General features: G+C 67.3%; 12 protein-coding genes and 2 pseudogenes. 7 read left to right on the top strand and 7 right to left on the bottom strand.

Annotated elements, in window-relative coordinates; translation table 11 throughout:
• Window position 1: 1 nt before the first annotated feature.
• Both CVA01_RS10660 and gabT read right to left on the bottom strand, forming a co-directional pair.
• Entirely contained in the window at window positions 2–1,420 is a 1,419-nt protein-coding gene (locus CVA01_RS10660; RefSeq protein WP_141330631.1) for an amino acid permease, read from the bottom strand.
• Window positions 1,420–2,790, bottom strand: a complete 1,371-nt coding sequence (gene gabT, locus CVA01_RS10655) for a 4-aminobutyrate--2-oxoglutarate transaminase (protein ID WP_141330629.1) — start codon at window positions 2,788–2,790, stop codon at window positions 1,420–1,422. Before gabT ends, CVA01_RS10660 begins: the two co-directional genes overlap by 1 nt.
• Before the next feature lie 82 nt (window positions 2,791–2,872).
• On the opposite strand from gabT, the gene CVA01_RS10650 reads away from it, so the two are divergent.
• Entirely contained in the window at window positions 2,873–4,402 is a 1,530-nt protein-coding gene (locus CVA01_RS10650; protein WP_244938265.1) for a PucR family transcriptional regulator, read from the top strand.
• Between the two features lie 174 nt (window positions 4,403–4,576).
• Here CVA01_RS10650 and CVA01_RS10645 read toward each other — a convergent pair whose 3' ends face one another.
• Window positions 4,577–5,293, bottom strand: coding sequence for a TetR/AcrR family transcriptional regulator (locus tag CVA01_RS10645; protein ID WP_141330627.1), 717 nt, complete (start codon window positions 5,291–5,293; stop codon window positions 4,577–4,579).
• A 143-nt stretch (window positions 5,294–5,436) separates the two neighbouring features.
• Here CVA01_RS10645 and CVA01_RS10640 point away from each other — a divergent pair, with 143 nt between their 5' ends.
• Window positions 5,437–6,951 (top strand): flavin monoamine oxidase family protein, encoded by a 1,515-nt coding sequence (locus CVA01_RS10640; RefSeq protein ID WP_141330625.1) that lies wholly within the window; start codon window positions 5,437–5,439, stop codon window positions 6,949–6,951.
• A 91-nt stretch (window positions 6,952–7,042) separates the two neighbouring features.
• On the opposite strand, the gene CVA01_RS10635 is transcribed toward CVA01_RS10640, so the two are convergent.
• On the bottom strand, window positions 7,043–7,813 hold the full coding sequence (locus tag CVA01_RS10635; RefSeq protein ID WP_073884352.1) for a nuclear transport factor 2 family protein: 771 nt from the start codon (window positions 7,811–7,813) through the stop codon (window positions 7,043–7,045).
• Window positions 7,814–7,918: 105 nt separating this feature from the next.
• Here CVA01_RS10635 and CVA01_RS10630 point away from each other — a divergent pair, with 105 nt between their 5' ends.
• Both CVA01_RS10630 and CVA01_RS10625 read left to right on the top strand, forming a co-directional pair.
• Window positions 7,919–9,343, top strand: coding sequence for an aldehyde dehydrogenase family protein (locus CVA01_RS10630; protein ID WP_073884353.1), 1,425 nt, complete (start codon window positions 7,919–7,921; stop codon window positions 9,341–9,343).
• Between the two features lie 173 nt (window positions 9,344–9,516).
• Window positions 9,517–10,368: an Ltp family lipoprotein gene (locus CVA01_RS10625; protein ID WP_141330623.1), complete on the top strand. Its 852-nt coding sequence runs from the start codon at window positions 9,517–9,519 to the stop codon at window positions 10,366–10,368.
• Here CVA01_RS10625 and CVA01_RS10620 read toward each other — a convergent pair whose 3' ends face one another.
• Window positions 10,369–10,827: a VOC family protein gene (locus tag CVA01_RS10620; protein ID WP_141330621.1), complete on the bottom strand. Its 459-nt coding sequence runs from the start codon at window positions 10,825–10,827 to the stop codon at window positions 10,369–10,371.
• Window positions 10,828–11,222: 395 nt separating this feature from the next.
• Between CVA01_RS10620 and CVA01_RS10615 the strand changes: the two genes are divergently transcribed.
• Together CVA01_RS10615 and CVA01_RS10610 are read left to right on the top strand one after the other, a co-directional pair.
• A complete protein-coding gene (locus tag CVA01_RS10615; RefSeq protein WP_141330618.1) occupies window positions 11,223–12,551 on the top strand; it encodes an SLC13 family permease in 1,329 nt (442 codons plus the stop codon).
• Between the two features lie 169 nt (window positions 12,552–12,720).
• Window positions 12,721–13,287 carry a hypothetical protein gene (locus CVA01_RS10610; protein WP_141330616.1) on the top strand — a complete coding sequence of 189 codons (567 nt, stop codon included), beginning with the start codon at window positions 12,721–12,723 and terminating at the stop codon, window positions 13,285–13,287.
• 118 nt (window positions 13,288–13,405) lie between these two features.
• On the opposite strand, the gene CVA01_RS14935 is transcribed toward CVA01_RS10610, so the two are convergent.
• Together CVA01_RS14935 and CVA01_RS10605 are read right to left on the bottom strand one after the other, a co-directional pair.
• Complete coding sequence (locus CVA01_RS14935; protein WP_014011428.1) at window positions 13,406–13,549, bottom strand: hypothetical protein; 144 nt, start codon at window positions 13,547–13,549, stop codon at window positions 13,406–13,408.
• A gap of 573 nt (window positions 13,550–14,122) precedes the next feature.
• A pseudogene (locus CVA01_RS10605) lies at window positions 14,123–15,330 on the bottom strand (IS3 family transposase); the annotation flags it as partial.
• 52 nt (window positions 15,331–15,382) lie between these two features.
• Between CVA01_RS10605 and CVA01_RS10595 the strand changes: the two are divergent.
• Window positions 15,383–15,585, top strand: a pseudogene (locus CVA01_RS10595) (IS3-like element ISPfr13 family transposase); the annotation flags it as partial.

Below are 15,585 nucleotides of genomic sequence, written 5' to 3'. Positions count from 1 at the left end.
CCTACAGGGCGCCGTCCTGCTCGGCCCGGCGCTTCGCCAGGTTCCGCTTCACCAGCGGCCAGAACACGACGACCACACCGGTGGCGATGAGGCTGGTCCACACCTGCGTCCGGCTGGACTCCTGCACCACCATGACGATGAACACGGCGATCACGCCGGCGATGAGCAGGAAGTTCACCCACGGGTACAGCGGCGCCTTCATCTCCAGCGAGCTGACCTCCGCCGGCGTCATCTTCCGGCGCATGTTCCAGTGCGTCAGCGCGATGATGACGTACACGAACAGCGCGACCAGGCCCGACGAATTCATGATGAAGTCGAAGATGCCGGTGTCCGGGAAGGCGAAGTTCACGATGGTCGCGGCGACACCGCCGACGGTGGACGCCACCAACGCGACCAGCGGCACGCCGCGCTTATTACGCACGGTGACGGCCTTCGGCGCGAATCCCTGGTCACCCATCGCGGCGAGCATGCGGGACGCCGAGTACAGCCCGGAGTTCAGCACGGACAGCACCGCGGTGAAGATGATGAGCTGCATGACGTTCGCCGCACCGGGCAGACCGAAGAGCTCGAAGACGTACGTGAACGGCGCCGAAGAGACGTCAGTCGGCTCCGGCAGTTCGTCCCACGGCACGATCATGACGATGAGGGCGACCGAGCCGACGAAGAACAGCAGGATGCGCCACACGACGGTGTTCGTCGCACGTCGCACCGACGTGCCGGGGTCCTCGGACTCGGCGGCGGCCATCACGGCGATCTCCGTACCGAAGTAGGCGAAGATGACGATCGCCACGCCGGTCAGCGCCTGACCCACACCGTTCGGCGCGAACCCGCCGTGGTCCCAGAGATTCTGGACGGAGAAGTCGGAGTCCGGCCAGAGGCCGAGAGCGAAGAGGACGCCAGCGACGAGGAAGACGATCACGGCGATGACCTTGATCCCGGCGAGCCAGAACTCGATCTCACCGAAACTGCGGGTGGAGACCGCGTTCGAACCGACGAAGACAGCCAGCAGCAGCAGCGACCACGCCCAGGTCGGCACGGCGGAGAACCAGCCGTGCATCGTCTCGCCGCCGATCACCGCCTCATAGGCCAGCACGCCGACCCAGAAGTACCAGTACAACCAACCGACGAGGTAGGACGCCCCGTCGCCGAGCCCGTGCTTCGCGTAGTCCATGAAGGAGCCGACGGCAGGCCGGTGTGCGGCCATCTCTCCGAGCATCTTCATCGCCAGGTAGACCAGCAGTCCACCGAGCAGGTAGGAGACGATCGCGGCCGGGCCGGTGGACCGGATGATGTTGCCGGAACCGATGAACAGGCTCGACCCGATGATGCCGCCCAGGGCGATGAGGGTGACATGCCGGTTGGCGAGCTTCTTCGCCTCTTTCCTGGTGCGGCCGTGGGTGACCTCTTGTTCGCCTTCCATCAGGCCTCCAGGGCCGCACGCACCGCGTCAGCGAGGACATTGAGGCCCTCACGCAGCAGTGCCTCGGAGATCACCAGCGGCGGCAGCAGGCGGATGACGTTGCCGTCGAGACCACAGGTCAGGGTCAGCAGGCCCTTGGCCTGGCAGGCACCGGCGATGGCCTTCACGGTCGCCGCGTCGGGGCGTCCTTCCGCGTCCACGATCTCGAAGGCCATCATGGCGCCACGGCCACGGACCTCGGCGACCTTGCCGTCGGTCTCGGCGACCAGGGGCTCGAGGATCTCGCGGACGACAGCCTCGATCTCGCGGGCGCGTCCGGCGAGGTCCAGCTCCTCCATCTGGCCCATCGAGGCCAGGGCGGCGGCGCAGGCGATCGGGGAGCCGGCGTAGGTGCCGCCGAGGGAGCCGGGGCCGGAGGCGTCCATGATCTCGGCGCGACCGGTGACCGCGGACAGCGGCATACCGCCGGCGATGCCCTTGGCGGTGGTCATGAGGTCCGGGACGACGCCCTCGTGGTTCACGGCGAACCAGTCACCGGAGCGGCACATGCCGGCCTGGATCTCGTCGGCGATGAAGACGACGCCGTTGGCGCGGCACCACTCGGCGATGGCCGGGAGGAAGCCCTCGGCGGGGACGACGAAGCCGCCCTCACCCTGGATCGGCTCGATGACGACGCAGGCCAGGTTGGACGCGCCGATCTCCTTCTCCATCTGCCAGATGGTCTTCTCGGCGGCCTCGGGGCCGGTGAGTCCGTCGTGCAGCGGGAAGCTCATCGGGGCGCGGTAGACCTCGGGGGCGAAGGGGCCGAAGCCGTCCTTGTAGGGGACGTTCTTCGCGGTCATGGCCATGGTGAGGTTGGTGCGGCCGTGGTAGGCGCGGTCCATGACGACGACGGCGTTGCGGCCGGTGAAACTGCGCGCGATCTTCACGGCGTTCTCGACGGCCTCGGAACCGGAGTTCAGCAGCACGGTGCGCTTGTCGAAGTCACCCGGGGTGATCTCGTTGAGCTTCTCGGCGACGGCCGTGTAGGACTCGTAGGGGGAGGTGGTGAAGTTGGTGTGGGTGAAGTGTGCGACGGCGTCCTGCACGGCGGCGACGACGGCCGGGTTGGACGCGCCGACGCTGGTCACGGCGATGCCGGACGCGAAGTCGATGAAGGAGTTGCCGTCGGCGTCCACGAGGACGCCACCGTCGGCGTCGACGACGTAGCCGGGCAGGGCCGGGGCGATGCCCCGGGCGACGGACGCGGCGGTGCGGGCGGCCAGGGCGGCGGACGCCGGGCCGGGCAGCTGGTCGGTGACGATCTTCCGCTCCTGGGGGAGTCGGTAGGTGAGCTCGGTGAGGACGGTCGATCCGGTGGAAGCAGTCATGGCTGTCATTGTGCGGCACGTGTGGTGACCTGGCTCATGTCCCGTCTGGCGAAGAATGGCCGAGAATTTGTACACTTCGGCCATGAGTGACACACCAGCGGCCCTCCCCCTGACCTGGCTCCACGCCCAGCGCGAGCTGGACCTGCGACCGGTCGTGGCCGCCGCACCGGACGCCGGGTTCAGCGTCATCCAGCCGACCGAGCTCACCGATCCGCGCGAGTTCCTTGCCCCGCATGCGGTCGTGCTCACCGTCGGCGTCGCCCTGTCGCGGGAGGCCGACCCCTTCCCCGACTACATCGCCCGACTGGCGGAAGCACAGGTCACGGCGGTGGGATTCGGCACCGGACTGTTCTATCCGACAGTCCCGGAGGCCCTGGTGGACGCCGCCCGCGCCCGCGGCATCGCCGTATTCGAGGTACCCCGGCGTACCGCCTTCATCTCGATCCTCAACACCGTCCAGGCCGAACACACCCGGCGCGCCCGCCTCGACCAGGAACGGCTCATCTCTGTCCAGGAGCAGCTCTCGGGCGCGGCGGTACGTGGCGGACTCCCGGCCCTGCTCACGGACGCGGCGTCCCACCTGGCGGCGGCGGTCGCGGTGACCGACAACGACGGGCGGACGCAGGGTCACTGTGACCGGACGACCGAGGGTGGCGTCCTGCTGTCTGCGATGGAGGCGGCGAAGGAGGCCTCACGGAGCAACCGGAGCAGCGCAGACCACAGTGACGCCGGTGGTGAGCGCTGGCGGATCACGCAGCGGATGACCCGGCAGGGCGAGCGGCTGCATTTCATCACGGTGCTCGCCGACCACCCGTTCAGCCCGCATGACCGCTCGGTACTCAAGCACGCCGCGGGTCTGGCCGACATCCTGCTGCAGCGACCCGTCTACCTGCGGCGGGAGCGCAATGAGCTGAACTCCCTGGCGTTGCGGCTGCACCTCGGACTGGGTCACGTCCCGGGCGGTCAGGTCCTGGACCAGGCGGCCGACGGGGAGGGTCGGGTGCGTCCGGTCGTCGTCGCCGCGGATCGGGTCGCGGACCTGCGACGGGCGCTGGACGAGGCGGACCGGACCACGGCCCGGGAAGGACGCCACCTCGTGTCCACCGGGCTGGACACCTCCACCTCACTGTTCCTGTTCCGCGGGACGCGGACGGTGGAGGGGATCGTCGGGACCTTCGGCACAGCCGGTCGCCGGATCCGTATCGCTGTCGGTGAGCCGGTGGCCTGGTCAGAGGTGTCGATGGAGCGGGTGCACCGGCTGGAGACCGCCGCCCGGTCGCTGACGCCGGGGTCGGTGGCGGGGCCCTATCAGGCGGGGACGGACTGGCTGGAGCGGCCGGCGGTGCGTGAAGCACTGGACATGCGGGCGGCGGAGACGGTGGACCGCGTCGTCGCGGCGGGACGCACCCCCGAGGAGGGTCGTGAGCTGCTGCAGACCCTGGAGACGTGGCTGCGGTCGGGCGGGAAGACCGCGGCGGCGGCCGATGCGCTGGGGGTGCACCGGCACACGGTGCGCACGCGGATCGCCCGGATCGCGGAGGCCTGCGAGGTGGACCTGTCCGACCCGGTAGTGCGGGCGGAGCTGCTGCTCGTGGCGGTGACCAGGCGGTGAGCGCGGCGGTGGCCGGTGGGGCGAGACATGCGGAGTGGCAGCCCTTCGTGCGCTGCGGCATCTCTCTGTGTCGCCCCACGCCGCCCAGGCGACAGGAGGAGATGCCACCCGGTACGTTGAGATGCCACACCGGGTGCGGGAGAGTCAGGCGGGCTGGAACAGGCGGCCGCGAGGTCAGTCGAGCAGTGTGAGGGTGCGGGCGACGAGGGCGTCGAGCCCCCACTCGAAGGGCTGGTCGGCATAGGGGTTGGGGGAAGCCGAAGTGGACGATGCCGAGGTGGACGCAGCGTCCTCCCCCGCGTCCACCTGCGCGGTGAAGGACTCCACCACCGCGCGGAACGACGGGGCGTCCTGCTCCCCCGGCCGAGAGTAGAAGATCCCGGCCGGGGCGTGGACGTCCATCGCCGAGCCGTAGAGGAAGGACTCGAAGGCGACGATCACCGGCACGACCTGTGCAGTCGGCACGCCGGCGGCGAGGAGTCCGGCGGAGACCGCGTCGTACATACGGCGGGTGGCCGGGGCACCGGACACCGGCATGGTGGCGATGAGCGGGACGAGGGAGGGGTAGTCGGCGAAGACCTGACGGTAGGAGCGCGACCAGGTCCGCAGGGCCTCAGCCAGGCCCGGACCATCGGCGACGGAGTCGAAGGCAGAGGCGTCGACGCGCGACATCACCGCGTCCTGCACTGACGTGAGGAGATCGGCCTTGCCGGCGATGTGGTTGTAGAGCGAGGAGACGGAGACTCCGAGGCGTCCGGCCAAGGACTTCATGGTCAACCCGTCGGTGCCGTCGGCGGTGACGAGGTCGAGCGCGGCGTCCGCGATGAGTTCCCGGTTGAGCAGTGGTTTCGCCGGACGCCCGGCGCGACGTCCCGGCTGTGGTCCTGTCATTGTCCATCGACTCCTGTCGTCGCCGTCAGCGGGCGTTGGTGACCTGTCACACAGAATTTACAGACAGACCGTAGGCAAACCGCACCGCACGCGGTACAGTCGCCCTAAACGAACGCAGTTCTTTTTAGAGAGGGTACCAATCCATGAGCACCGCCACCACACCGTCCACCGAGTCAGACGTCGTCGTCATCGGCGCCGGCCCCGCCGGCCTCACCGCCGCATACACCCTGGCCAAGGCCGGTAAGAAGGTCACCGTCATCGAGGCGCGCGACCGCGTCGGCGGACGCACCTGGAACGGCCACATCCTCGATGCCGAGGGAGGGAAGCACTTCATCGAGATCGGTGGCCAGTGGATCTCCCCCGACCAGACCCGCCTCATGGCGCTCACCGAGGAGCTCGACCTGGAGACCTTCCCGCGCTACCGCGAGGGCAACTCCATCTACGTCTCCCCCGACGGCACCCGGCACACCTACACCGGCGACCGCCTGCCCGTCACCGACCACACCCTGGCCGAGATGGAGAAGCTCATCGGCATCATGGACGAGCTCGCCGCCGAGGTCGGGGCCGAGACCCCGTGGGCTGCCGCGAAGGCCGAGGAGCTCGACACGATCGCCTTCCGCACCTGGCTCCACCAGCACTCCGACGACCAGGAGGCCATCGACAACGTCTCGATCTACGTGGCGTCCGGCATGCTGACCAAGCCGTCCTACGCGTTCTCGACGCTGCAGGCCGTGCTCATGGCGGCGTCCGCCGGGTCCTTCTCCAACCTCGTCGACGAGGACTTCATCCTCGACCGGCGTGTCGTCGGCGGCATGCAGCACGTCTCCGTCACCCTGGCCGAGAAGATCCATGAGCTCGGCGGCAAGATCATCCTGGACTCGCCCGTCCGTCAGATCGACTGGCACGAGGCGGACGCCACCACCGTCGACGAGATCAACACCGTCGCCGACGTGCGCAACGGTGTGGCCGACAACGGTGCCGCCGGTTCCGTCACCGTCCACTCGGACAGCATCACCGTCCACGCGACGAACGCGGTGCTCGCCGTGCCGCCGAACCTGTACAACCGGATCAGCTTCGTCCCGCCGATGCCGCGTGAGCAGCACATCGCCCACCAGCACATCTCGATGGGCCTGGTCATCAAGGTCCACGCGGTCTACGAGACCCCGTTCTGGCGCGAGGACGGCCTCTCCGGCACCGCCTTCGGTGGCGGACGCCTCGTCCAGGAGGTCTACGACAACACCAACTACGGCGCCGACGGCACCACCGGGGAGGACACCTACGGAACCCTCGTCGGCTTCGTCTCCGACCTCTACGCCGAGGAGATGTGGGCCCTGCCCGAGGCCGAGCGCAAGGAGCGGATCCTCTCCGCGATGGCCGACTACCTCGGCCCGAAGACCATGGAGCCGGTCGCGTTCTACCTCTCCGACATGGCCGCCGAGGAATGGACCCGCGGCGCCTACGCCACCAGCTACGACCTGGGCGGACTGCACCGCTGGGGTCACCTGCAGAACCAGCCGACCGGGCCGATCCACTACGCCTGCTCCGACATCGCCGCCGAGGGCTACCAGCACGTCGACGGCGCGGTCCGCCAGGGCGAGGCCGCGGCGCTGGCCATCCTGGAAGTCCAGGGGACGGCGCGGGAAGAGCAGGACGCATGACGGCCGTCGTAGTCACCGACGGCCGGCCTCGCAGCCCGCCGGGCAACGGTGAGTCCGTGAACAGGAAACCGCAACCCCCTGAAGAAACAGGTCAGAAGATCCCGTGACTGTGAAGAGCATCCGCGTCCGCCGGCACTTCGGTGATGGCGTCCCACATCTCCGTGAGGACGCCGTCAGTGAGATGCCACAGCTCCGCGTACGAGTGGCGCTGGCCGGCGATGGCCCCCTCCGAGTGCGTGAGAACGAACTGACCGTCGGCAACCGTGCGGTGGATGCGGTCGTAGACCAACCCCTCATCCTTGGCCTTCAGGTCGGTGAGGAAGTCGATGACGGCGTCCACCCCGTCGGCGATGTCCGGGCTGTGCTGGAGGAACACCCCGTCACGGGTGTACCTCCGGAAGCCCTCGTAGTCCTCGCCGATGAGGGTCTCAGTGAAGTACTTCGCGATAATGCCCCGGCTCTCCTCGGAGTCGACCGACGCGTCCACCTCGGTGGGGCCGTCGAGCTGGGTACGACCACTGGCGTTCGGCTCTGCGACCGGGACCAGAGAATCCCAGTGCTCGGCGAGCTTGCCGTCGGCGACACGGTAGATGTCGAACCCGACAAGGTCGGTCTCATCGAGACCGGTGAACCTCCCGTGGAGGGCCACCAGATCGCCGTCGGCGAGAACCCGCGCGTTGGTGTAGCCGAGGGCGTCGCCCGCCTCCTCGACCATCGTCTTCAGGCCGACACGGTCGCCCGCGACCAGCGGCGAGTGCTCAATGAAATCGTCGGCGAAGGCGGTGTCCAGAACGCTGGTGTCACCACGGCCGAACAGGGCGTTGTGGGCATCGAGAACGAGCTGACCGTAATTTCCTGACATGCTTCTCACTCCTTTTTCTTAGTTTTCCCCAGCGTACCGAGGTTTCCAGAAACAAGTCGCCCACCGAGGGCGACACAAATCCGTAAAAGAAGGCAGGATGGCTTCATGACCAACACAAATTCCCCCAGCTACCGCACCACCGTCCCCGCCACCGGCGAGGTCACCGCGGACTACGAACACCTCACCGATGAGGCACTGGCCACCGTCCTGGAGGACGCCGCGTCCGCCGCCGCCGTGTGGCGCGCCACCCCGATCGAGGAGCGCGCCAAGGTCGTCACCCGCGTCGCCGAGATCTTCAAGGAGCGAGCCAAGGAGCTCGGTGAGCTGGCCACCCGCGAAATGGGCAAGCCACTGGGTGAGTCCGTCGGCGAAGCCGACTTCTGCGGCGACATCTTCGCCTACTTCGCAGACAACGGCCCCACGCTCGCCGCCGATCAGGTGCTCGAAGACACCGATGACTCACGCACCGTCATCGAGCGCCGCCCGGTCGGCGTCCTGCTGGGCATCATGCCGTGGAACTACCCCTACTACCAGATCGCCCGTTTCGCGGCCCCGAACCTGGTCACCGGCAATGTGATCCTGCTCAAGCATGCCGAGTCCGTGCCCGGCTGCGGTCTGGTCGTCGAGGAGATCGTGCGTCAGGCGCTGCGCGAGGGCGGCTACCCGGAGGCCGTCTACACCAATATCTTCGCCACCCACGAGCAGGTCTCCACCATCATCGAGGACCCGCGGGTGCAGGGTGTCTCCCTGACCGGTTCCGAGCGTGCCGGTGCCGCGATCGCCGCCCAGGCCGGTGCCGCACTGAAGAAGGCCGTCCTGGAGCTCGGCGGCTCGGACCCCTACGTCATCCTCTCCACCTCCGACGTGAAGGAGGCGGCGGCGAACGCGGTGGCGATCCGCCTGGAGAACACCGGCCAGGCCTGCAACTCCAACAAGCGGATCATCGTCTCCGAGGACATCTACGACGAGTTCGTCGCCGAGGCCGTTGAGCTGGTCAGCGCCCTGACACCGAAGGATCCGGCACAGATCGAGGACTACACCGCGGAGAAGGCCTTCGGTCCGCTGTCCTCGGAACGCGCCGCGGAAAACCTGCTCGACCAGATCGGCCGTGCCGTGGACGCCGGCGCGAACCTGCGGGTCGGTGGCACCCGGGTCGACGGTGACTTCGCCGGCGGCTTCTACGTCGCCCCGGCCGTGGTCACCGACATCCCGGTCGGCTCCCCCATCGCCTACGAGGAGTTCTTCGGCCCGGTCGTGACCGTGTACAAGGTCTCCTCCGACGAGGAGGCCCTGAAGCTGGCCAACGACACCCAGTACGGTCTCGGCTCCACCGTGTGGGCTGTCGAGGAAGGACGCGCCGAGAAGTTCGCCGAGGGCCTGGAGGCCGGCATGACCGGCGTGAACCAGTCCGCCCCGGAGACCGAGTCCATGCCCTTCGGTGGCGTGAAGCGCTCCGGCTACGGCCGTGAGCTGGGCCCGCTGGGCATGGACGAGTTCGTCAACAAGCGGCTCTACTCCGTGAAGAAGTAGACCACCACTGCTCGAACGTGGCTTTCGAACGCGAGCTTTCCACGTCCGGACGTCCGCCATGATGTTCTCTGTGCCCGGCGAACGACCGTGCACCCCGGCCCGCCGACGCCCACATCGTCGGCGGGTCGGGTCACTGACCGCGGCACGCCGTCGCGCACACAAGAGAGAACATCATGACCACGACACCTCCCACCGGACCTCATGACCAGTCGAACCCCTACGGCGCACCGTACGGTGCACCGGGGCAGCCCACCCAGCAGTTCGCCCAGCCGGGTCAGTTCGGCCAGCCGGCACCCTACGGTGCACCGGCCCCGCAGGAGCCGAAGAAGAAGCCCTTCTACAAGCGCGTCTGGTTCATCATCCTGACTGTCCTCGTGGTCATCGGCATCATCGCCGCAGCCACCGGCGGCAGTGATGACGACAAGGACAGCTCGGAGGCGGCGTCCTCCAACAACAACACCGTCTCCGCGCCGGACGCAGGGGAACAGGTCGATGCCCCGGCCGCGGACGCTGCTGATGCTGAGGACGCCGGGGACGCCGGTTCCGACGACTCAGCCGGTTCGGACGATTCTGTCCCCGCCGACTTCCAGTCGGCCCTGCGCAGCGCCAAGCGCTACTCGGACACGATGCACATGTCGAAGGCCGGACTGTACGACCAGCTGACCAGCGAATACGCCGACAAGTTCTCCCCGGAGGCTGCCCAGTACGCCGTGGACAACGTCGACGCAGACTGGAACGAGAACGCCCTGAAGAGCGCGGAGAGCTACTCGGACACGATGCACATGTCTAAGGTCGGCATCTACGACCAGCTGACCAGTGAATACGGCGGGCAGTTCCTCCCCGAAGAAGCCCAGTACGCGGTGGACACCATGACCGCCGACTGGAACAACAATGCACTGGAAAGCGCACGGAGCTACCAGGACACGATGGACATGTCCCCCGAGGGCATCCGCGACCAGCTGACCAGTGAGTACGGTGGGCAGTTCACCCAGGAGGAAGCCGACTACGCCATCGCGAACCTGTAGTCACTCCTCCGGGTCCGCCGGGGTCTGACGCTGCAGATCCTCGGCGAGCATGACGAGGATCCCGTCGGGCCCGCGCAGGTAGGTCAGCCGGTAGACGCCCTGGTAGTCGGCCACCCCGCGCAGCGGCAGACACCCGTGTCCGGCCGCGACCTCGAGAGCGGCGTCCAGGTCATCGACCTGTAGGGCGATGCGGTGCATCCCGATCTCGTGGGGGAGGGTCGGCCCGGTCGGGATCGCCGCGGGGTGGATGTACTCGAACAGCTCGATGCGTCCGTGCCCGTCCGGGGTGCCGAGCAGCGCGATCCGGGCGTGGTTGCCGTCGAGCCCGACGGCTGTGTCCGCCCACTCCCCGCTGACCTCGTCGGTGCCCAGGAGGGTGAGGCCGAGGTCGGTGAAGAAGGAGACGGTGGCGTCCAGGTCGCTTACGGCGATGCCGACGTTTTCAAGTCTGACTGACATGGGTCCACGGTAGCGGGGCAGCGGCTCTGCCGGGTACCACCACTTCCTCCGTCCAATGCAATGTCGGCATCTTGGGATCGCAGGATGGAAAACTCTCGGAAAACCATCCTGCGATCCCAAGACGCGGACATGGGTTGCGGCGGAACAGCTGAAGGCCCGGCCAACTCCCGAGCGCCCATGGTTTCTGTACCGATACAGGACCCGCGTCAGAGCGTCCTGCAGGGCACCACTACGATTTCTCACAGTCGACCCGACGGCGTCCTCATGAAGCGCACCACCCTGCCATGAAGACCCGCGGTCCCCACCAGGACCCGGCGCCGCCGGCGACACCCGGCTCCTCAACGCGGCGACCCCGCAGCTCGGCCTCCCCACGCTCACCCGGGAGTAACTGCACCATGCATGCCCTGACGATCAGCGTCCTCGTCCTGATCTTCCTGCTCGGAACCCTGCGCAACATCAACCTCGGCATCCTCGGCCTCATCGGCGCCTTCCTCGTCGCCCTGGCCGTCCCCGAATTCGCCGATGCCGCCGAAGACTCCGGCGATGTCTTCGACCAGGTTTTCGGTGGTTTCCCCGTCGACCTCATGATCGCGCTGATGGGTCTGACCTACCTCTTCGGCTTCGCCCAACTGAACGGCACCATCGACATCATCCTGCGCTGGGCGATGCGCGCGGTGCGCGGCAACCGGGCGGTGATGCCGTGGATCTTCTTCGCGCTGACCGGCTTCTTCATGTCCATCGGCGCGATCTTCGCGATCGGCGTCATCTCCCCGCTGGCTGTCCCGTTCGCCCGCCGCTACCGCATCAACCAGCTGATGATGGGCATGATGGTCGTCCACGGCGGTATGGCCGGCCTGCTCAGCCCGCTGAGTGTCTACGGCATCTACGTCAATGACTTCCTCAAGAACAACGACCTCGGCAGCCACACATGGACACTGTTCCTCATGGCCCTGGTGTTCAACGTCCTCATGGGTGCCATCGTCTTCGTCTTCCTGGGAGGACGCCGCCTCATCGGCGCGCAGGCCCGCGCCGAGATGGCCGAGATCCGGGCTGAGATGGAGGACACAGCGGACGCCGAAACGACCGAGACGGGATCCGGATCCACCACAGTCGCCACCGCCACGACCCGTGCGGTGACGCCGTACCAGTGGGCGACGATCGTCGGGCTGGCCGCCCTCGTCATCGGGGCCGGGATCTTCGCGCTCGACATCGGCGTGGTGTCGCTGACGATCGGCGGCGTGCTGGCGATCATGAAGCCGGTCGAGTCGCGCAAGGCGCTGGACAATGTGTCCTGGGCGACGATTGTGCTGGTCGGCGGCATGGTGACCTACATCGAGGTACTGCAGGCCGCCGGGACGGTCGACTGGATCTCGGACAAGATGTCCTCGATGGGCGCGCCGATGATCGGCCTGCTACTGCTCTGCTACCTGTCCGGTGTGGTCTCGGCGCTGGCATCCTCCATCGCCACGATCGGTATCGCGATCACCATGGCCGCCCCGTTCCTGGTCAACGGAGACCTCCCGGTCGCCGGTGCCGCCGCAGCGATCGCCGTCGCAGCGACAGTGGTGGACGTCTCGCCGTTCTCCACGAACGGTGCGATGGTGCTGGCCAACGTGGACGCCGAGCACCGCGACAAGTTCTTCCGGCAGATGCTGGTCTACTCCGGTGTGGTCGTGGCGGTCGGGCCGCTGGCGGCGTGGCTGATGGTGCTGCTGCCGTTCTAGTGGTCGTCGGCATTCAAGCGTGTCAATCAGGCGACACCTCGCCCGTAATCGAACCCCCCGCCACCCCCGTTCGAGACGTCCGCGTCCGTCGCAGCGATAGTGTCAGCAACGGACATGAGGACCGGCGCGACACCACGCGTAGCAGGTGTCCCGGAGAGACGGAGAGACCATGAACGACCAGCAACGACCCGAGAACCCGTTCCGGGTGACGCAGCCGACGCCACCGTCCGCTGCTCCGGCGTCGATGCCGAACATGGCGCCGAGAGCGGCGTCCCCCGCGATGCTGGCGGCACCTGCCCAGGAGAAGAAGCAGGGGAAGGGCGGCACGGTCGTGCTGTGGCTCTGTGCCGCTTTCGGCGCGTACATGACGGTCTTCGGTGCCTTCGATGTCCGCTATTCGGTGGTCTACGCTCTGGGCGGGGTGCTGCTCGGTCTGGCCATCACCCTCGGGTTCGGCTGGCCGCTGTACTGCCGCAGCCGGGACAGGAAAGCCCTCGCGGCATGGGAGAAGGACCGGTCGGAGACCAGGGAGCTGTCCGCCCTGCTCACCAGCGAGGACGCCGCGATCGCGCAGGCGCTGGCTCCCCGACCCCGGCCTGAACCGATGCCCCGAAACTGGAAGAAGGTCGGTACTGCGGTGGCGATCATCACCGTGCTGGGCGGCGTCCTGATCAGCGCGGGGGACGCCGAGTACAAGGAGAACAACCCGGATGCCGTGACCTCGACGGAGACCTGAGTCCGTTCCGGACACGCCCGCACAACGACCCCCGCACCATGACTGGTGCGGGGGTCGTTGTGCGTTCTGCAGGTGTTCCCGGGGGCGCCTGTCCCGGTACCCGTGCCTGACTCTCTGCCTAGGAGCCGAGGATGCTGCTGCCGCTGACCGGGGCCTTCGGGGCCGGGGCGTGCTGCTCGACGAACTGGCGGGCCTGCTCCGGGAGCTCCTGGGCGTGGGAACCGAACTGGTGGAACGGCTCGAGGAAGCTGTTGATATCCATGGTGAAGTCCTTTCGGTGGTGGTCGCTGTCCGGCGACCGTCAAGCGGTAGGGGGATCTGAGTCGATCTCACCGGGCACGTTCGCTGTGCCCGATGACGATCAATCTACGAACCCACTCTTGGACCACCATGGAATCCTGCCCCGAGATACCGCAGCGTTTCCTGGTGAGTACGGGTCGGTGACCAGGGGTTACCTCCAGGGGATGCGGTGTGGGCTGGCACCGGGCTGGCAGAGAACCGTCACGGGTATCTTGCCGCCTTCCAATGAGGAAGGATCAACCGCATGAACAAGCACTTTTGGCCCGGACTTCAAGGCCCGGGCCATCGGCTGGTGCAGCAGCAGCGCAGCGACTACCCGTCGATGACCGCGGTGTGCCGGGCACTCGGCGACGAGTGTCAAGCCCCGGGGTTTGTAGAGGGTGCGAAAGGACGGTTTACGGATAGTGGTGGATCGTATGGACGGTGGGGGTCAGGCGGCGCGGGGCACTGTCCGAGTCCTGGCCCGGGGGCCGGTGTGCGGTACCGGGGAGTCCGCCCCGTCCACGACCGGGGTATCAGGGGCACGACCGTGGGGATAAGCTTCCTCGAACTCGGCCGGTGATTTGTACTCGATCGACGAGTGCGGCCGGGTGGTGTTGAACCAGTGCACCCATTCGGACGTGGCGGCCTCGACGTCGTCGATGCCGGTCCATGGACCCCGATTGCGGATCAGCTCGGCCTTGTACAACGAGTTCACCGCCTCTGCCAGGGCGTTGTCGTAGGGGTCTCCCTTCGACCCGACCGATGCGACGGCCTGCTCGTCATCCAGGGCTTCGCCGTAGCGGAACGCCCGGTACTGCACACCCCGGTCGGAGTGGTGCACCAGGCCGGACAGGTTGTTCCAGCCTTCCCGCCGTCGTTGGTAGATGCCCATGGTCAGGGCGTCTTTGGCCAGTCCGGTGTACAGGGAACGCGAGCACTGCCAGCCGACGATCATCTGGGAGAACACGTCGGTGACGAAGGCGACGTACACCCATCCGGAGAATGTGCGGACGTAGGTGATGTCTGCGACCCACAGGCGGTTGGGCCAGTAGCTGGCGAAGTGCCGGTTGACCAGGTCCGCGGGGCACTTTTCCCTCGGAGCGGAGCGGGTCGTGTTCGGTGCTTTGGCCCTCACGATGCCGTGCAGGCCGGCCGCGCGCATGAGTCGTTCGATGGTGCAACGGGCCACATGGCCCCGTTGGTGCGGGTCGTCGCGGTTGATCACGACGTGCATCTTCCTGGCGCCGTAGGCGTCGTAGTTCGCTTGGTGCACGGTGATGATCTCCTCGGTGAGTTTCTCGTCACGCAGGGTGCAGGCTGATGGTGGTCTGGTGGTGTGTGCGTAGAAGGTGGACGGGGCGATCTTCACACCGGCGCTGCGTGGTGCCCGGCAGATCGGCTCGACCCGATAGTCTTCCTTGTGCGAGTTGATGTATTTGCAGATCAGCGCAAGGGGCGGTCGAGCTCCGCGGCGAAAAAAGCCGAGGCGGATTTGAGGATCTCGTTAGCGCGGCGCAGCTCCCGGTTTTCCTTTTCCAGGGCGTGGATCCGGTCGGTGTCGTCGGTGGTGGTCCCGGGACGCTGGCCGTTGTCGATCTCGGTGCGGCGGACCCAGCCGCGCAGAGTTTCCCGGGAGATGCCGAGTTGGTCGGCGACTCTGCGGATCGCGCCGCGAGCGGTGTCGGGGTCGGTCTTCGCGTCGAGGACCATGAGGATGGCTCGCTGTCGGAGTTCGTCGGGGTACTTGCGTGGTGCTGGCATGGTGGGAGGTTCCTTTCTGTGGCTTCCCACCCTCCATCATCCCCGGGACGGTTCAGACTTCACCTACGTGATGACCAACGCCGGGTGGGTGTAGGTCGCGTTCATCGTCGATGTGTTTTCCCAGCGGATCGTCGCCTGGCACGCGCAAACATCTAAGGGCGTGGAACTGGTGCGGATCCCGTTGCGCCTGGCGCTGTGGGAGCGCAAGCGAAGTGATCATCCCGTCGTTCGTGAAGAGCTGGTGCACCACAGTGA

It is taken from the genome of Corynebacterium variabile, assembly GCF_006539825.1.
Classification (GTDB): Bacteria; Actinomycetota; Actinomycetes; order Mycobacteriales; family Mycobacteriaceae; genus Corynebacterium; species Corynebacterium variabile.
This window is presented reverse-complemented; position numbering and strand designations above follow the sequence as displayed.

What these genes read in the sequence shown, in the direction of transcription:
- CVA01_RS10660 (WP_141330631.1), bottom strand. Translation starts at nt 1,420, where the DNA reads ATGGAAGGCGAACAAGAGGTCACCCACGGCCGCACCAGGAAAGAGGCG.
- gabT (WP_141330629.1), bottom strand. Translation starts at nt 2,790, where the DNA reads ATGACTGCTTCCACCGGATCGACCGTCCTCACCGAGCTCACCTACCGA.
- CVA01_RS10650 (WP_244938265.1), top strand. Translation starts at nt 2,873, where the DNA reads ATGAGTGACACACCAGCGGCCCTCCCCCTGACCTGGCTCCACGCCCAG.
- CVA01_RS10645 (WP_141330627.1), bottom strand. Translation starts at nt 5,293, where the DNA reads ATGACAGGACCACAGCCGGGACGTCGCGCCGGGCGTCCGGCGAAACCA.
- CVA01_RS10640 (WP_141330625.1), top strand. Translation starts at nt 5,437, where the DNA reads ATGAGCACCGCCACCACACCGTCCACCGAGTCAGACGTCGTCGTCATC.
- CVA01_RS10635 (WP_073884352.1), bottom strand. Translation starts at nt 7,813, where the DNA reads ATGTCAGGAAATTACGGTCAGCTCGTTCTCGATGCCCACAACGCCCTG.
- CVA01_RS10630 (WP_073884353.1), top strand. Translation starts at nt 7,919, where the DNA reads ATGACCAACACAAATTCCCCCAGCTACCGCACCACCGTCCCCGCCACC.
- CVA01_RS10625 (WP_141330623.1), top strand. Translation starts at nt 9,517, where the DNA reads ATGACCACGACACCTCCCACCGGACCTCATGACCAGTCGAACCCCTAC.
- CVA01_RS10620 (WP_141330621.1), bottom strand. Translation starts at nt 10,827, where the DNA reads ATGTCAGTCAGACTTGAAAACGTCGGCATCGCCGTAAGCGACCTGGAC.
- CVA01_RS10615 (WP_141330618.1), top strand. Translation starts at nt 11,223, where the DNA reads ATGCATGCCCTGACGATCAGCGTCCTCGTCCTGATCTTCCTGCTCGGA.
- CVA01_RS10610 (WP_141330616.1), top strand. Translation starts at nt 12,721, where the DNA reads ATGAACGACCAGCAACGACCCGAGAACCCGTTCCGGGTGACGCAGCCG.
- CVA01_RS14935 (WP_014011428.1), bottom strand. Translation starts at nt 13,549, where the DNA reads ATGGATATCAACAGCTTCCTCGAGCCGTTCCACCAGTTCGGTTCCCAC.